At 41.9% G+C, this 15,927-nt stretch carries 15 protein-coding genes and 1 pseudogene; 11 read left to right on the plus strand and 5 right to left on the minus strand.

Annotation, left to right across the window (positions count from 1 at the left end):
* Positions 1-16: 16 nt before the first annotated feature.
* Positions 17-2,410: pseudogene (locus tag NSQ16_RS07270) on the minus strand (EAL domain-containing protein).
* Between the two features lie 184 nt (positions 2,411-2,594).
* Between NSQ16_RS07270 and NSQ16_RS07275 the strand changes: the two are divergent.
* The 4 genes from NSQ16_RS07275 (at position 2,595) to rsgI (ending at position 6,472) form a co-directional block, all read left to right on the plus strand.
* Positions 2,595-3,260 carry a DedA family protein gene (locus NSQ16_RS07275; RefSeq protein WP_026113618.1) on the plus strand — a complete coding sequence of 222 codons (666 nt, stop codon included), beginning with the start codon at positions 2,595-2,597 and terminating at the stop codon, positions 3,258-3,260.
* 76 nt (positions 3,261-3,336) lie between these two features.
* Positions 3,337-4,311: a TerC family protein gene (locus NSQ16_RS07280; RefSeq protein WP_327836646.1), complete on the plus strand. Its 975-nt coding sequence runs from the start codon at positions 3,337-3,339 to the stop codon at positions 4,309-4,311.
* Positions 4,312-4,574: 263 nt separating this feature from the next.
* Positions 4,575-5,330 carry an RNA polymerase sigma factor SigI gene (sigI, locus tag NSQ16_RS07285; protein ID WP_003245855.1) on the plus strand — a complete coding sequence of 252 codons (756 nt, stop codon included), beginning with the start codon at positions 4,575-4,577 and terminating at the stop codon, positions 5,328-5,330.
* A complete protein-coding gene (gene rsgI / locus NSQ16_RS07290; protein WP_327836648.1) occupies positions 5,327-6,472 on the plus strand; it encodes an anti-sigma-I factor RsgI in 1,146 nt (381 codons plus the stop codon). The genes sigI and rsgI overlap by 4 nt, the downstream gene beginning before the upstream one ends.
* Before the next feature lie 10 nt (positions 6,473-6,482).
* Here rsgI and sspD read toward each other — a convergent pair whose 3' ends face one another.
* Together sspD and htpK are read right to left on the minus strand one after the other, a co-directional pair.
* Positions 6,483-6,677, minus strand: a complete 195-nt coding sequence (sspD, locus tag NSQ16_RS07295) for an acid-soluble spore protein SspD (protein WP_003218568.1) — start codon at positions 6,675-6,677, stop codon at positions 6,483-6,485.
* Between the two features lie 130 nt (positions 6,678-6,807).
* Positions 6,808-7,509, minus strand: coding sequence for a transcriptional regulator HtpK (htpK, locus tag NSQ16_RS07300; protein ID WP_003245220.1), 702 nt, complete (start codon positions 7,507-7,509; stop codon positions 6,808-6,810).
* 170 nt (positions 7,510-7,679) lie between these two features.
* On the opposite strand from htpK, the gene htpX reads away from it, so the two are divergent.
* The 4 genes from htpX to NSQ16_RS07320 all read left to right on the plus strand — a co-directional run bounded on the left by htpX (position 7,680) and on the right by NSQ16_RS07320 (position 10,584).
* Positions 7,680-8,576, plus strand: a complete 897-nt coding sequence (htpX, locus tag NSQ16_RS07305) for a protease HtpX (protein WP_003232513.1) — start codon at positions 7,680-7,682, stop codon at positions 8,574-8,576.
* Between the two features lie 173 nt (positions 8,577-8,749).
* Positions 8,750-10,099, plus strand: a complete 1,350-nt coding sequence (gene ktrD, locus NSQ16_RS07310; RefSeq protein ID WP_003244672.1) for a Ktr system potassium transporter KtrD — start codon at positions 8,750-8,752, stop codon at positions 10,097-10,099.
* 144 nt (positions 10,100-10,243) lie between these two features.
* On the plus strand, positions 10,244-10,399 hold the full coding sequence (locus NSQ16_RS07315; RefSeq protein WP_003232510.1) for a hypothetical protein: 156 nt from the start codon (positions 10,244-10,246) through the stop codon (positions 10,397-10,399).
* Between the two features lie 2 nt (positions 10,400-10,401).
* Positions 10,402-10,584 (plus strand): hypothetical protein, encoded by a 183-nt coding sequence (locus NSQ16_RS07320; protein WP_029317708.1) that lies wholly within the window; start codon positions 10,402-10,404, stop codon positions 10,582-10,584.
* Positions 10,585-10,625: 41 nt separating this feature from the next.
* On the opposite strand, the gene NSQ16_RS07325 is transcribed toward NSQ16_RS07320, so the two are convergent.
* On the minus strand, positions 10,626-11,648 hold the full coding sequence (locus NSQ16_RS07325; RefSeq protein ID WP_086343766.1) for an acyltransferase family protein: 1,023 nt from the start codon (positions 11,646-11,648) through the stop codon (positions 10,626-10,628).
* A gap of 252 nt (positions 11,649-11,900) precedes the next feature.
* On the opposite strand from NSQ16_RS07325, the gene kinE reads away from it, so the two are divergent.
* From kinE to NSQ16_RS07340, 3 genes are all read left to right on the plus strand, one after another.
* On the plus strand, positions 11,901-14,117 hold the full coding sequence (gene kinE, locus NSQ16_RS07330) for a sporulation two-component system sensor histidine kinase KinE (protein WP_327836651.1): 2,217 nt from the start codon (positions 11,901-11,903) through the stop codon (positions 14,115-14,117).
* Positions 14,114-14,611, plus strand: a complete 498-nt coding sequence (ogt, locus tag NSQ16_RS07335) for a methylated-DNA--protein-cysteine methyltransferase (protein ID WP_003232502.1) — start codon at positions 14,114-14,116, stop codon at positions 14,609-14,611. The genes kinE and ogt overlap by 4 nt, the downstream gene beginning before the upstream one ends.
* An 89-nt stretch (positions 14,612-14,700) precedes the next feature.
* Complete coding sequence (locus NSQ16_RS07340) at positions 14,701-14,826, plus strand: hypothetical protein (RefSeq protein WP_003232500.1); 126 nt, start codon at positions 14,701-14,703, stop codon at positions 14,824-14,826.
* A 33-nt stretch (positions 14,827-14,859) separates the two neighbouring features.
* Here NSQ16_RS07340 and mtnA read toward each other — a convergent pair whose 3' ends face one another.
* Positions 14,860-15,921 (minus strand): S-methyl-5-thioribose-1-phosphate isomerase, encoded by a 1,062-nt coding sequence (gene mtnA / locus NSQ16_RS07345; RefSeq protein WP_029317710.1) that lies wholly within the window; start codon positions 15,919-15,921, stop codon positions 14,860-14,862.
* Between the last annotated feature and the right edge of the window lie 6 nt (positions 15,922-15,927).

Raw genomic sequence — 15,927 nt, forward strand, 5'->3', positions numbered from 1 at the left:
AAAAAAGCCGGCGCTGTTATTGCGACGGCTGTTCAATAATGAATTGTTCGAATTGTTCCGGAGGTATTGGCCTGCTGAAAAAGAAGCCCTGAAATGGTCGCAGCCTTTTTCAAAAAGAAGCTGCTTTTGAGCTGCATTTTCCACACCTTCGGCAATCACCTGCAAAGACAGCTGATGCCCCATGGCAATAATAGCTCCGGTAATTTGCTCTGATTTAGGATGGGTCTGAATATCGTCAATAAATGATTTGTCAATCTTCAGCCTGTGAATCGGGAAGTCCTTCAAATAGCTAAGAGAGCTGTGACCAGTACCGAAATCGTCAATACTGATTCTGATTCCTAATTCTGTTAGGGATGACAAAACCTTTTTGGAGTGATCGAGATTGTCCATTGTCATGCTTTCCGTCACCTCCACTTCAAGAAGCTGCGGAGGAAGCTGGTATTTATTAAGCGTATCCTTGATGAGGGGAATCAGATCTTTAGATTGAAACTGTCTGGCGGAAATATTAATGGCGACAGAAAGATCATAGCCTTTGTCATGCCAAATCCTTGCCTGCTTGCCTGCTTCATCTATAATCCACTTTCCGATATCAATAATAAGTCCCGTTTCTTCTGCAACACCGATGAATTCTCCGGGCGGACGCAGTTGCCCGTCTGGTGTCACAAGGCGTATCAGTGCTTCTGCTCCTGTCATTTTTTGTTTTTTCACACTGAATTGCGGCTGATAATGCAAGACAAATCTATCGTTTTCGATTGCTTCTCTGAGTACCATCTCTTGGTTAAGCTTAACGGTTTCTTTGTTGCCGATTGAAAAAGAATAGTATCTGTATTTGCTTTTGTTTCGTTCTTTAGCCGCATACATCGCCATATCAGCCTTTTTCATCAATTCAAGGCCATCCGTCCCGTCTTTTGGAGATATCGCAATCCCGATACTGACAGATGTGACAAGGGTGTGATCTTGAATCTTGAAAGGTTTTTTGGATAATTTTTCTTGCTAAAACATCTGCTTCGCCTGTTCCTGTATTGGCGTCTGTTAATATAATAATAAATTCATCACCGCCAAGACGGGCGATAAATCCGTTATCAGGGACTACAGATGACAAACGTTTAGCCGCAAACTGAAGCAGTTGATCACCGACATTATGCCCTAATGCATCGTTAATCACTTTAAACCGGTTTAAGTCGAGAAAGAAAACAACGGTGTTATAATGCAAGGTATGCTCGCGATTCAGTACCTTTGTTAGATGAGAGATGGCATGTCTTCTGTTAGGTAAGTCTGTAAGCGAATCATAATGAGCCATTCTATGGATTTCTTTTTCTGCTTTGTACTGCTTCGTCATGTCTTTGCAAATGACATAAATGCTGTCCAGTTCTTGATTGACCTCAACAGGTATGAGAGTAATATTTAAGTGAAACTGGCCTTTTTCAGTGATAAGTTCGCCATCACTGTTCATCGCTTGTTTATCTTTTTTAACTTGCTCAAAAAGGTGCTTAATCTTCAGTGATGTGTAATTCCTCCAGTCATGCATGCTGAAGCCAAATTTGCTGATCATTTCCTCACCAGCGTGATTGGAAGATATTATGTCTCCTTCTAATGATAAAATAAAAATTGCATCAATATTGTGGACGATTAAAGACTGAAATCGCTGTTCGTTATCCTTTATGCGTTCGCTCTGTTTAATAAACTTTCGATCTGCATGGGAACTGAATAACAATAACGTTTGGATACAAAAAATAATTAAAGTAACAAAAATTGACCAATGAAACGTTTGCACCTCCATATGGCTTCCGGGCGGAGCCATGTCCTTATGGAAAGTTGCCGCAAGCATCCCTGTGTAGTGCATGCCCGAAATCCCAATGCCCATTACAATTGAACTGACGACTTTATAGAATATAAGATGCTCAGAATGTTTTTTTACGGCCAAGTCAAAGAATATTTTTAACGAGACGAAAGAGGCTGCAATCGCAATGATAATTGAAACTGTAAATAAAATCGGTTCGTAAATAATCATTACCCGGGAAATGGCAGACATTCCGATATAGTGCATAGAAGCAATAGATGCGCCAAGCACAACTGATCCGGTAAGCAGTCTGTAATATGTAAGAATGTGCCGGCTGACAAAATATAATGACACAAATGATCCCGAAACAGATGCGCCAATGGCTGCCATTAAAGGCATGAATTCATATTCCATCGGCATTTCCATATGGACGGCCATCATCCCTACAAAATGCATTGACCAAATACCGAATCCCATAATAAGTGAGCCGCCGATCAGCCAAATTTTACTTTTTAAGCCTGTATTGATGGTGACTTTCCTTGAAAGTTCAAGGGAAATATACGAGGCGGTACAGGCAATTAGAATAGATAAACATATGAGCGTCGTATTATACGTAACGTGTATTTCCAAATGGAGATTCCCCCCCCCCGTATCGTGTGTTCCAGTCTTGTTGACTCTCTTTATTATCGGCTGCTTAACCGCAGAGTTTCAGCCTTCAAAACGATAGAAATACGAGGGAGATCTATTTTTAGTTCAACTGACCGTGAAAAATGTGTTAAAATCATCTTGACGTTTTCCGAAAAAACAAAAATGTATGATACATAAACATGAAACAAGGGAGTTGGTGGCTATCGAAGAGCTGGTTATGTCATGGATAGAAGCATTTAAAAGCTTATCTTATTTTGGAATATTTCTAGCGCTCAGCATTGAGTTTATTCCGGCCGAAGTCGTCTTGCCGCTTGCGGGCTATTGGGTATCTAAAGGCGATATGACACTTGCCGGCGTTGTTTTGGCAGGATCGCTTGGAGGAGTGGCCGGTCCGCTTACGCTGTATTGGATAGGCCGGTACGGAGGAAGGCCGTTTCTTGAACGTTTTGGGAAGTATCTCTTTATTAAACCTGAAGCGCTTGATAAGTCAGATGAATTTTTCAAAAAACATGGAGGCTTTGTCGCCTTCAGCGGCCGTTTCTTGCCTGGCATCAGGACATTGATTTCCATACCGTGCGGAATTGCAAAAATGAATGTTTGGGTGTTTTCGCTTTATACATTCATTGCTATGCTTCCGATTACATTTGTATATGTTTATCTCGGTGTGAAGCTCGGTGAAAATTGGAAGGAAGTCGGCTCTATTCTTGATCAATATATGCTTCCGATCGGGATAGCCATTTTGGCGCTTTTCCTGCTCTACTTACTGATGAAAAAGAGAAAGAAACGCACGCACTCCGAACAATTATCTGTATTTTTGAAAAATAAACGTTGACAAATCATTGCGCTGCGCATATCATTGACGTATAAAATCATATTTCTTGAAATCCCAAAGGGGAGTAGCGTCCGGAGTGTATTCCGGAAACAAAGTCGTCATTTCATGGATTGTATCCATCGGCTTTGTTGGCATGCCTGAATTCATGTCTAGCAAGACCTTTGCCTTATGTCGGCAAAGGTCTTTTTTGCATGGTCCGGCCGGCATAAGATCGGATGAAGAGAAAGAAAACAACTTTTTTGGGAGGGTATCATTTATGGATGCAGCATTATTATTAGAGTATGGTTGGGTTCTTCTCGTCTTGATCGGGCTGGAAGGGATTTTAGCCGCCGATAACGCGCTGGTTATGGCGGTAATGGTAAAACATTTGCCGGAGGAAAAAAGAAAAAGAGCGTTATTTTATGGATTGGCAGGGGCTTTTGTTCTGCGATTTGGCTCTTTATTCGCCATTTCATTTTTGGTCAACGTATGGCAGGTTCAAGCGATTGGCGCGATCTATTTGCTGTATATCTCAGCAAGCCACTTATTGAAAAGATATGTATTTAAGAAAGAAGACACACATAAAGAGACGAAGCAAAGCGGCTTTTGGCCGACTGTTTTAAAAGTTGAACTGGCAGATATCGCGTTTGCTGTTGATTCCATCTTAGCAGCAGTAGCGCTGGCGGTTACACTTCCTGGGACATCACTCCCGAAGATCGGCGGACTTGACGGAGGACAATTTCTCGTCATTTTGGCCGGCGGTATCATCGGACTGGTGATCATGCGGTTTGCGGCTTCCATGTTTGTGAAGTTATTAAAGGAACGTCCAAGCCTAGAAACAGCAGCCTTTGTGATTGTCGGCTGGGTCGGAGTGAAGCTTGCTTTATATACGCTTGCCCATCGCGACATAGCGGTTGTTTCTGAGCACTTTATTCATTCTGGAACATGGAAGCTGATATTCTGGGGTGTCTTAGCAGCAATCGCGGTTTGCGGCTGGTTTATGTCAGGTGGGAAAAAACAGCCGGAGGGCGCACAAAACGAACAAAAAAACAGCACCCGTGAACGGGCGTAATCTGAAAGACTCTGCTTAAAAGCAGAGTCTTTTTGTGTTTGAAGCGTTTTCATAAGCGAAATAAAATAACATTTTTATAACATCTTTGTTACAAAAAACACGCATAAAACCCCCTTAATTCTTTAGAAAGGCACGAAATCATGTATAGGACGTCAGAATGGTTTGTCATAATTGAGACATTGGAAATCAATATTTCTTTTTCTCCTTTGCGAATCCCTATCAAATTAGCTATCATTAATGAGTAGTTATAGGGAGGAACTGAGGTGAAACCAGTGCTTAGCCTTTTGTTTAAATTGGGAAAAAAGAAGCAAACACTTGAAAAAGCTGTTGAGAGTATACAAAAAGGCAATAAAGATCTGCAAAATGAATTAATACAGCAATATAAGCCATTTATCGCAAAGACGGTTTCATCCGTTTGTAAACGATATATAGATGAAAAAGACGATGAGTTCAGTATTGGACTGATCGCGTTTAATGAAGCTATAGAAAAATATTCACCTGAAAAAGGAAATTCTCTGCTCGCATTTGCTGAGCTTATTATAAAAAGAAAAGTCATTGATTACATTAGAAAAGAAGCCAGAAGCGCACAAAATATAAATATCGATTTACAGGAAGGAGACGATCAGGAGTCATCACAAAGCCTGATTGAAGCCGAGCTTTCCATTGATGAATACCGCCGTCAGATTGAACAGGAGCAGAGGCGGGAGGAAATCCTCTATTTTCAAAAGCAGCTCAAGGATTATGGTTTATCGTTTAAAGAACTGCTTGAAAATTCTCCAAAGCACACGGATGCAAGGCAAAACGCCATAAAGGTGGCAATGACGCTTGTTGAACATGAAGAATTGGCCGCTATCCTGTATACAAAGAAGCAGCTTCCGGTCAAACAGCTTGAACAGCTTGTCTCTGTAAGCCGAAAAACGATTGAGAGAAACAGAAAATATATTATTGCGATGTGTATTATCATTACGGGTGATTATATTTATTTAAAAGATTATCTTAAAGGGGTGCTGCACTCATGAGAAGAGGGATTATAGTAGAGAAAAATAAAAAATTCGTCACGTTGCTGACCCCTGACGGACAATTTTTAAAAGCCAAAAATGATCGACACAGCTATGAAATCGGTGAAGAAATCATGCTTCCGAGTGAAACACGCATGGGCAGAAGGGCCAGCTTTTTTGATTTTTTTAAACTGCGCCCTTTCAAAATGGGGATTTTTACGATGACTGCTATTATGCTTTTTATTTTTATAGTTCTCCCCGTTTTTTCTAATAATAAGGCCTATGCGTATATGACAATCGATATCAATCCAAGCGTCGAAATGGCGTTAAACAGCGATTATGAAGTGATTGAACTGACGCCTCTAAACGATGAGGGACAGAAGGTCGTGAATGATATAGATGATTGGGAGAAGACTGATTTTAAAAAGGTGATTGACGATATTATAACCGACTGCAGTGAACACGGGTATGTAAAGAAATCGAAAGAAATATTGATTTCCACTGTTTATGAAAACACAGAAGACAATACATATAAAAAGGCTGTGAAAAAACAGCTGAATGATGTGACTGAAAAATATAAAACGACATACCGCATGGAATCTCTCGAGTCAGATATGCAAACGAGGGAAAAAGCGAAGAAAGAAGGCGTCTCAACAGGCAGCTACATCAAATCAAATGAAAAGAATGACAATAAAGATTTAAAAGATGACTCCAGCAAACCATCCGGGGAAGAGGATCAAAAGAGTGATGAAAATGAGGATGAAAACACCGATCAAACTGACACCCAGGACAGCAAGCAAGGAGATAATGAACAGCTGAATGATGCGGATTCCGGAGACCAGAAAGAAGAGAAAGCGGATGACCAGATTGATGATAGTGACCAAGACAAAAAAATAAAGGAATCAGATGAAAACACAAATACCGAAAAAGATGGGGACCATGAGCAAACCCCAATACAAGATCCTCAAGATAAAGGAAATGAAAATAACGGCGCTGACAAGGGCCAAAGCCAATATCACAGGGACTGGAACAATGGTGAACAAGGCAAGAACCGTTCTTCGTCCAGAAGGGATAACGATTCAGACCGACGTAATCCAAACGGCTACAGCAGTGATAATAATTCAGCTCAAAATGAAGATTCGCCGAGTGCCCCCGGCGAATAAAGACCTGAATTTATTTAGTTGTGCCATTTAATTGTGATTGTGCTTGCTGTACCAGCCGCTTTGTCATTTCTCCGCCTACAGAGCCGTTAGCGCGTGCGACTGTATCAGAACCAAGGTTCACACCGAATTCTTGAGCCACTTCGAGTTTAAATTGGTCTAGTGCCTGCTCCACCCCTGGAACAACGAGTTTATTTCTGCTCGCCATCTTTTTCATCTCCTTTTTCGATAAAGAAATTCTTAACGCGTATTTAGTTTGAAATATACGGGGTTTATTTATGCTGGCAATTGTTGTAGAGAAAAATAATACCCCGGCCTCTGAGCCGGGGTGGCGCAGACTATAGAATGTCTGCTGTCATTTTATGTGCGGTTGCCTGAATATGGAATGTCAAAATGGAGAGGACTGTAATGGCGATAATCTGTCTGATTTTAAGCCATTGGCTGTCATTCAGTTCTTCAAAACGGTGACGGAGACGCTCTGTCTCCTGTTCGGCGATCTCCTGCAGATTTGATTCTTTCATAGAAGGAGTATCTTGGTGATGGATGGCATCAAGCACATATGCGCAGCTTTCATAATAAGCAATCGGGCTGATGACATCATCAGATCTGTCTGAGATTGTGTTAAAGGCCACTTTTAAAATAGCCCGTATGTGTTCAAAGTCATAAATGGATTTTAAATCACGTACAATTAAAAGAATTACTGCCTGTTCAATTGAGTATTTTTTGCCCAGCTCAGGGTGTCCGATCAGATCTTTGATATCACGCTTTACCCAGTTTTGAATCGCGGTTGACTTTAACGAAGTCAGCTCGCATAAGTTGCCAAGCTCTACGATTTCATTTGTAGACAGACCGTATTCTTTTTTCTGTTTTTTTCGTTCGTATCTTGTAAGAAATTCAGGAATTTCTAGATGATTGGCTGCTTTTTCTGCTGACATGTTCGCTGATTGGACGAGAATGTCGAGCGGGCTATGTTCTCCTTGTCCTTTTAGGGAATAGAGCAGCCGCACCATATCGGTTCGAGAGAGTTTAAAAATGTTCATTGTTCACCTCTTTAAACAATTTGACGCGGATATAGGTCTATGTATAAGTTCAAAATTCAAGCGTCAGCAAATTACATTAACATCATACGTCGAATTCCTTGCATTTTCAAATGGATGTTTTATAATTTAAATATACGGGTTCTTTTGAACTTAAAATAACGGAGGTTGTTATGGCGAAAAGAATTTTTCTGTTTATTCTAACGAATATTTTGGTGCTTACAACAATCGGGATCGTTTTGTCTGTTTTAAGCTCTGTTACAGGAGTCGGGACGTACTTTACAGCTGATGGCGGTATTGATCCAATGGCGCTTCTTGTGTTCAGTTTAGTCGTTGGATTTGTCGGTTCCTTTACGTCTCTTGCGATGTCCAGATGGATGGCAAAGACGATGATGGGCGTCAGAGTGCTGAATCCGAAAAAACACTCGCTCAGCTATGAGGAACAGCAATTGGTTGATCGTGTTCACAGATTAAGCCGCTCTGCCGGTTTAACGAAAATGCCGGAAGTCGGGATTTACCGTTCACCTGAAGTAAACGCGTTTGCGACTGGACCGTCAAAACGCCGTTCACTTGTCGCAGTATCGTCAGGGCTGCTGGAGCAGATGGATGACGCAGCGGTTGAAGGTGTGCTTGCCCACGAGGTCGCGCATATCACAAATGGTGATATGGTAACAATGACGCTTTTACAAGGTATCGTTAATACCTTTGTCGTCTTTTTATCGCGTATCGCTGCTTGGATAGCAAGCCGTTTTGTCAAAGAAGATCTAGCGCCGATCGTTCATTTTATTGCAATGATTATTTTTCAGATTGTCTTTTCGATACTTGGCAGCCTGGTTGTGTTTGCGTATTCACGCCATCGTGAATTCCATGCTGACAGAGGAGGAGCGGATCTTGCCGGCAAGGACAAGATGATTCATGCGCTGCGGACGCTTAAAAGCTATTCTTCCCGGATTATGGAAGACGATCAGACAGCTGTCCAAACGTTAAAGATTAATGGCAAGAAGCGCTCTTCACTTTTCTCTACTCACCCTGATTTAGATGAGCGAATCAGACGGCTGGAAGCTAAATAATACAAACACATTGTTCCTCTGAGAGAATTCTCAGAGGTTTTTTATTTTATCCATTGACTAAAATCATAAAAAAATAAGCAAGTTAAGAAAATGTTTCGTAAAAGCCTTTAAAAATGGACCTAATATCTTTAGAATAATTACCGTACTTAAAAAGAGAGGCAGAAGGATTTTACATGAGATTAAAGTTTGGAAAATTGATACAGGCCTTGTCACCGGCCCAGCTGATCGCATTATATTATTTTCTTGCAGTTACTGTGGCCGTTATATTGCTGAGTTTGCCGGCGGCCCATAAACCGGGGGCGGATTGGACGTTTATTGATGCGCTTTTTACAGCTGTCAGTTCAGTCAGTGTAACGGGACTGACAGTTGTTGATACAGCTGATACATTCAGCACAATAGGGATTTTTATATTAGCATTTGTTCTGCAATTTGGCGGAATCGGAATTATGACGCTCGGAACGTTCATTTGGCTGATCATGGGAAAACGAATCGGGCTGAAAGAACGGAAGCTGATTATGGTTGATCAAAACCAATCCCAGTTTTCAGGAATTGTCAATCTGATGAAGCAGGTACTGTTTCTGATCTTGTGGATTGAATTTTTTGGCGGGCTGATACTCGGCACATATTTCTTAACCTACTATGACTCCTATCAGGAAGCTTATTTACACGGATTTTTTGCCAGTATCAGTGCAACGACAAACGGCGGATTTGATATTACCGGTAATTCGATGATTCCATTTCGCCACGATTACTTTGTGCAGTTTATTACAATGCTTTTAATTATATTTGGAGCGATTGGATTTCCCGTGCTTGTTGAAGTAAAGGATTTCCTGTTTTCAAAGCATCGGCGTTATCCATTTACGCTTTTTACAAAGATCACGACGATTACGTTCGGCTCACTTGTCTTGTTTGGAGCCATTGGCATCTTTGCCCTGGAAGCAAACCATGCGTTCGCAGGAAAATCATGGCATGATATTTTGTTTTTGTCCCTGTTTCAATCAACGGCAACCCGAAGCGGGGGACTGGCAACAATCGATATCAGCCAATTATCAGATTCCACACTCTTTTTTATTTGTGCGCTGATGTTTATCGGAGCATCGCCAAGCTCAGTCGGGGGAGGCATACGGACAACGACTTTTGCTTTGAACCTTCTTGCGCTGTTTCATTTTGCCCGCGGCAATAAGGCCGTAAAGGTATTCAAACGGGAGCTTCACCCTGCTGACTTGATGAAGTCGCTTGTTGTCACGATGATGGCGATCCTGCTCGTTTTTGGCGCGACACTCATTCTGACCATTACAGAAAAACATTCCCTGCTGGAGCTTTTGTTTGAAGTGTGCTCGGCATTCGGTACAACCGGCCTGTCGCTTGGAATTACGGCAGATTTGAGCAGTGTTGGAAAATGCGTCATTATGATTGTCATGTTTATCGGGCGAATCGGCATCCTAACCTTCCTGTATCTGATCGGAAGAAAGGAAATTGAAGCGAACTATCACTATCCGAAAGAAAGAGTGATTATCGGATAGGCAAAACACCGCATATTTTGCGGTGTTTTTTGATTGCCAAAAAAAAGATGTGTGCCTCCTGTTCAGTTGGAGAACCTAACTTCGACAGGTGCAATTTACGCTCCTGCATCTTAAAATGTCTGAAAATTGGCGAGGAGGATTCGTATGAAGCGTAAAGCTGAAGTGAATGAAGCCATTAAAAATAACAATACACCTACCGAGAGCATGGACCCTAATTCATATAAGACACAATATCATGATGACCCCAATTTTAGAGGGGCAAACCGCAATTCCAAACAGGGCCAGCAGGGAGGCATGTAATTGTGAAGAAAAACCGTCATAGCAAAGACATGCAAAATCATAAAAAACCTATGAATAAAAAGGTGCTGGAGGAAGAGTTCTCAAGTGAACTTGGGGATTACAATGCCGGGAAGATCATCGAAACGCTGGAAGTCACCAAGCCTGAAAAGAAAAAAGAAAAAAACAAAAATAAAAAACACCAATAAAAAAGACCTCTTAGGCGGCGTCCCGCTTAAGAGGTGCTTTTCTATTTTAAATAAGCATTTTTGCCCGTTCCTCTGACAAATTGCAATAAGCTGGTCATCCTCAGCTCAATGAAGGGCTGAGCGACTGTCTTAACAAAGTTGCTCGAGAGGACTGATGTCAGGGCTGCTGTTAAAAGCAAGAGGATCACTAAGCTTTGATAGTCAGTAAGCCAATCCTCAAGCCCGACCTGCCGTAATGTTTTAATAATAAACCCGTGAAGCAGATACACGTAAAATGTCCGGGTTCCCCATCTGGTAAAGAAATACCGTTTTTGCGGAACAAGCGCTAAAAAGCTGAAGGTTGCCCCAAAGGCGAGTACATACCAGCCGATTCGGGATAGTCCGCTTACAAGGGTAACGTCTCCAAATGAAGAATACGGTTTTGAACCAAACAGAAAAGAATAGTCAAAATCGATGCCCCAGCAGATGACGAATACTGCGGAAAGCACTCCGAGCGCAATTTGTTTGCCGCGTTTTGATCTCAATAGATCAAAATGATGTTTATTTAAATAAAAACCGACAAGGAACATCGGTAAGAATACGAATGTCCGTGACAAGCTCAGCGTGCTGCTGACAAAGTCCAGATAACCGATCAGCACGGCGATTCCGCAGCTGACAAACAGCGCCCACTGCTTTGAAAGCTTTGAAAAAGGATATAGGAGCAGGTTCCAAAAGAATAAGCTTACAAGAAACCATAACGACCATTGCGGATCAATCGGGTTCACATTTGCCATGCTTTCATCTTGCATAATGTAATAAAAGACGGAATAAATGATTTGGAAAATCAAATACGGAATAATCAGCTTGACCGCCAGCTTTTTTACATATCCCGCCCGTTTAAAGCCTTTCGCGAAATAACCGGATACAAGAATAAATGCAGGCATATGGAATGTGTAAATGAACTTGTAGAGGTAGAGCATAAAATGATTATCATTAATAAAGGAACGAAGGATATGACCGAATACAACAAGGAATATCAATAAAAATTTTGCGTTATCGAAATAACTGTCCCGCGATTTACTCATAGCATCACCTTCTCTTTCATCAGTCACTAAGAGATTATTCCCTGCTGGTACATATTTTAAAATAAAAGATGAAAAAGGAATCTAAAAAAATGCTGATTGTTAGGTCGATGTAAAGTGACGGTAAGGATCGTAGAAAATGTCTTCGTAATGTAATGGCGCTGAAATTTTCTGAAATTTATAGGGCAAATGAAGGAAGTTCCCGCATTTTGTAGAAATATTGAGGGATAGGTTTTGAAGAAGGAGTGTACATGCATGGAAACTCTTGGTGTCCAGACAAACTCGGAGCTGCGAGAGGAACTGAATCGCCTCAAAGAAGAAAACGCGCGACTGAAAAAGGAATTGAATCAGCATCAAGTGATTGTCAACAATACGCTCGATGCTATTTTTATTTGTGATAACGAAATGCGGATTGTTAAGGCAAATGAAGCAACAGAAAGGATGCTTCAAGTTGACTCGGAAGATTTGAAAAAGCGTTCTGTTTTGGATTTTTTGTTTTCAATCCCAAAGGATGAACTGAATCTTTCCGTAAAGAAGTTTTTTAAAAAAGGCTTTCTGTGGAAGGAGGTTCCGATCAGGCTTGATTGCGGGGCAACAAAATACATAGAGTTTCTGGCCAAAAGAGGCATTGGTGAGGATTTCTTTTTTGTTGTCATGAGGGACATATCTTCTAAGAAGATTCTGGAGCGGGAATTCTCTATGAATGAACAGCTTTTTAAGGACTTGTTTGACAGAGCAGTTGACGGAATCGTCCTGTTTGATAAAGATGGCGGTTTTATTGATGCCAATTTGTCCTTTTGTAAAAGCTTTGAAATCAATCATAATGAGCTGTCTCATTTATCTTTGTATGAGTTCATAGACAGCGGCTCACGAAAAGATTTCGACAATATTTGGAAGGCGCTCAACCGCAAGGGAAAAGCGAAGGGGGAGCTGCCTGTCAAGCTTCGTTCAGGAGTTCAAAAACTATTTGAATTCACGATTACATCAAACATCATCAGCGGTTTTTATATGTCCATTATGAGGGATATCACAGAGAAGCGGTCTATGGAGCTGCAGCTCTTTAAAAGTGAGGAGCGCTTCAGAGAAATCTTTGAAAATGCAATGGACGCCATCATCATCTGGTCGAATGACGGAAGAATCGTAAAAGCGAATCAATCAGCCTGTAAAATTTTTGAGCTGCCGATGAATTTGCTGTTGAAAAGAAAGCTGTGTGATTTTCTCGTTGACTCGCAGCAGAAATACAGCATAACGAAGAGGAAATACGCAAAATACGGAGAGATCAGAGAAGAGCTGCTGTTTCAAATGGGGAACGGCCAATTCAAAGAGCTTGAATTTACTTCAAAACGGACAATCCTTGAAAATCAGCATTTGACGATCTTAAGAAATGTAAGCGACAGAAAGCGGATGGAAAAGGAGCTTCGGGAAAGCGAGCTGAAATTCAGAAAAGTATTCAACGGCTCAATGGACGGCAATGTATTGTTCGACAATCAATACAGGATCATTGACGCCAACCCGTTAGCAAGCCATATTTTGGGCCTGTCACATGAAGAGATCAAACAGCACAGCCTGTTAGATATTATTTCTGCTTATGAAATAGAAAATCTGGCATCACCGGCAAGGCAGATTAATTTTGATGAAATGGACAACGAAATTCCATTTTTGCTGAGCAGCGGTGATAACAGAAAACTCGAATTCTCATTTAAACGGAATATTATTCAAAATATGAACTTGGCTATCTTTAAAGACGTAACAGAGCGAAAAGAATTGGAGGAACGCCTGCGCAAATCAGATACCCTTCATGTTGTCGGCGAACTCGCAGCCGGCATTGCTCATGAAATCAGAAATCCGATGACTGCTCTTAAAGGCTTCATTCAGCTTCTGAAAGGGAGTGTCGAGGGAGACTACGCCCTTTACTTCAACGTGATCACCTCAGAACTAAAGCGCATCGAATCCATCATCACCGAATTCTTGATTTTAGCCAAGCCCCAGGCCATTATGTATGAGGAAAAACATGTTACCCAAATTATGAGGGATACGATAGACCTTCTAAATGCGCAAGCCAATCTCAGCAATGTACAAATGCAACTTGATTTAATTGACGACATTCCCCCGATTTACTGTGAACCGAATCAGCTGAAACAGGTTTTTATCAATATATTAAAAAACGCCATCGAAGTGATGCCTGACGGCGGAAATATTTTTGTAACGATAAGGGCATTGGATCAAGATCATGTTCTTATCTCCTTAAAAGACGAGGGAATCGGAATGACAGAAGATAAATTAAAGCGCCTTGGTGAACCATTTTATACGACAAAGGAACGGGGAACTGGACTTGGGCTTATGGTAAGCTATAAAATTATTGAAGAACATCAAGGCGAGATTATGGTAGAAAGTGAAGAAGGGAAGGGCACCGTTTTTCATATTACGCTTCCTGTCAGACAGAATGCTGAAGAAAGAAGGAATGATGAATGAACTACTATACGACAGCCGAGACGCCGCTCGGTGAACTTATCATTGCCGAAGAGGAGGACCGGATCACTCGTCTATTTCTCAGTCAGGAAGATTGGGTGGATTGGAAAGAAACGGTTCAGAATACTGAGCACAAGGAAACACCTAATCTTGCAGAAGCGAAACAACAGCTTCAAGAATATTTCGCAGGCGAAAGGAAGACATTCTCCCTGCCGCTCAGCCAAAAGGGCACTCCTTTTCAGCAAAAAGTGTGGCAGGCGCTGGAGAGGATTCCATATGGCGAATCCCGAAGCTATGCGGATATTGCCGCTGCGGTCGGCAGTCCGAAAGCGGTGCGCGCTGTCGGGCAGGCTAATAAACGTAACGACCTGCCGATTTTTGTCCCGTGCCACAGAGTGATCGGCAAAAACAGTGCGTTAACAGGATACGCCGGAAGCAAAACGGAGATCAAAGCATTTTTGCTAAACATCGAGCGAATCTCCTATAAAGAAAAATAAAACATATGGCACGTTCCCTTTTTTCACGGCCGACATATCATTTTATTAAGTTAAAAAAGTTGGTCTGATGAAAAAGGAGGACAAAGCAATTGAAGCCGAGCCGCTCTGAGAAACTTGCCGTTTTTGCCGAACTGTTTGTGAAACTGCATATCTTATCAAGCGCTCAAAAAGATGAAATCATCAATGTTAACAAAAAGAAACAAAAAAACCGCTGACTCGGCTCCAAATGAGCAAAGTCCAGCGGTTTTTTAATGCACCTTTTCTCCTCTAAACAGCTGTTCAATCTCTTCTTCATAGTTTCCGGTCATAATCCCTTTTTCTGTGATGATTCCTGAAATGAGATCATGAGGTGTAATGTCGAAAGCGGGATTAAAGACAGGCACATTGGATGGAGCGGTCCGAACTCCGGAAATCTGCCTGACTTCCTCGGGATCGCGTTCCTCTATCGGGATATCAGCGCCGCATTCGACCTTTGTATCAAATGTAGATAAAGGTGCGGCGACAAAAAACGGAATATCAAAGGCGTTTGCTAAAATAGCAAGACCGTATGTGCCGATTTTATTTGCCGTATCACCGTTCTTTGCAATTCGGTCGGCTCCGACGATAACAGCGGAAATTTGTTTTTCCTTCATCGTATGGGCAGCCATGCTGTCTGTGATCAGAGTGACATCAATGCCCCCCTGCATCAGCTCCCAAGCAGTAAGGCGTGAACCTTGCAGGACAGGCCTTGTTTCACAGGCATAAATGTGTAATCCCAAATCTTTTTGTTTGGCCAAGTAAAACGGAGCTAGCGCCGTTCCATAGCGGCTTGTCGCGATTGAGCCGGCATTGCAGATTGTCATGATCCTGTCGCCTTTTTTGAAAAGCTGCAGGGCGTTTTGGCCGATCAACCGGCACGTTTCCTCATCCTCAACCTGAATCTGAATGGCTTCATGGACAAGGTTTGTTTTTGCTTCATTTACGGAAATCGCGTTTGCGACCGAATGACTCAGTCTCTCAAGCGCCCATGACAAATTAATGGCGGTAGGCCGTGAGCTGTTTAAATATTGTTTGATGTCTTCCAGTCTGCGGCGGAATTCCGTGACATTATCTGTTTCAATGTTTTTGGCAGCAAGCGCCAGTCCGAAGGCAGCCGTAATGCCGATCGCCGGAGCGCCCCTTACTTTGAGCGTGACAATCGCATCAAATACATCCTCTTTCGTCGTCAGCTCCAAATATTCCGTCTCATCAGGAAGCTTTTGCTGATTTAAAATGGTAATAGCTGTTTCTTTCCATTCAACAGAACGTGGAACAGCAAATGAATGGGTCATGAATGG

Origin of the sequence: Bacillus sp. PS108 (assembly GCF_037963335.1) — a bacterium.
GTDB classification, from domain to species: Bacteria; Bacillota; Bacilli; order Bacillales; family Bacillaceae; genus Bacillus; species Bacillus subtilis.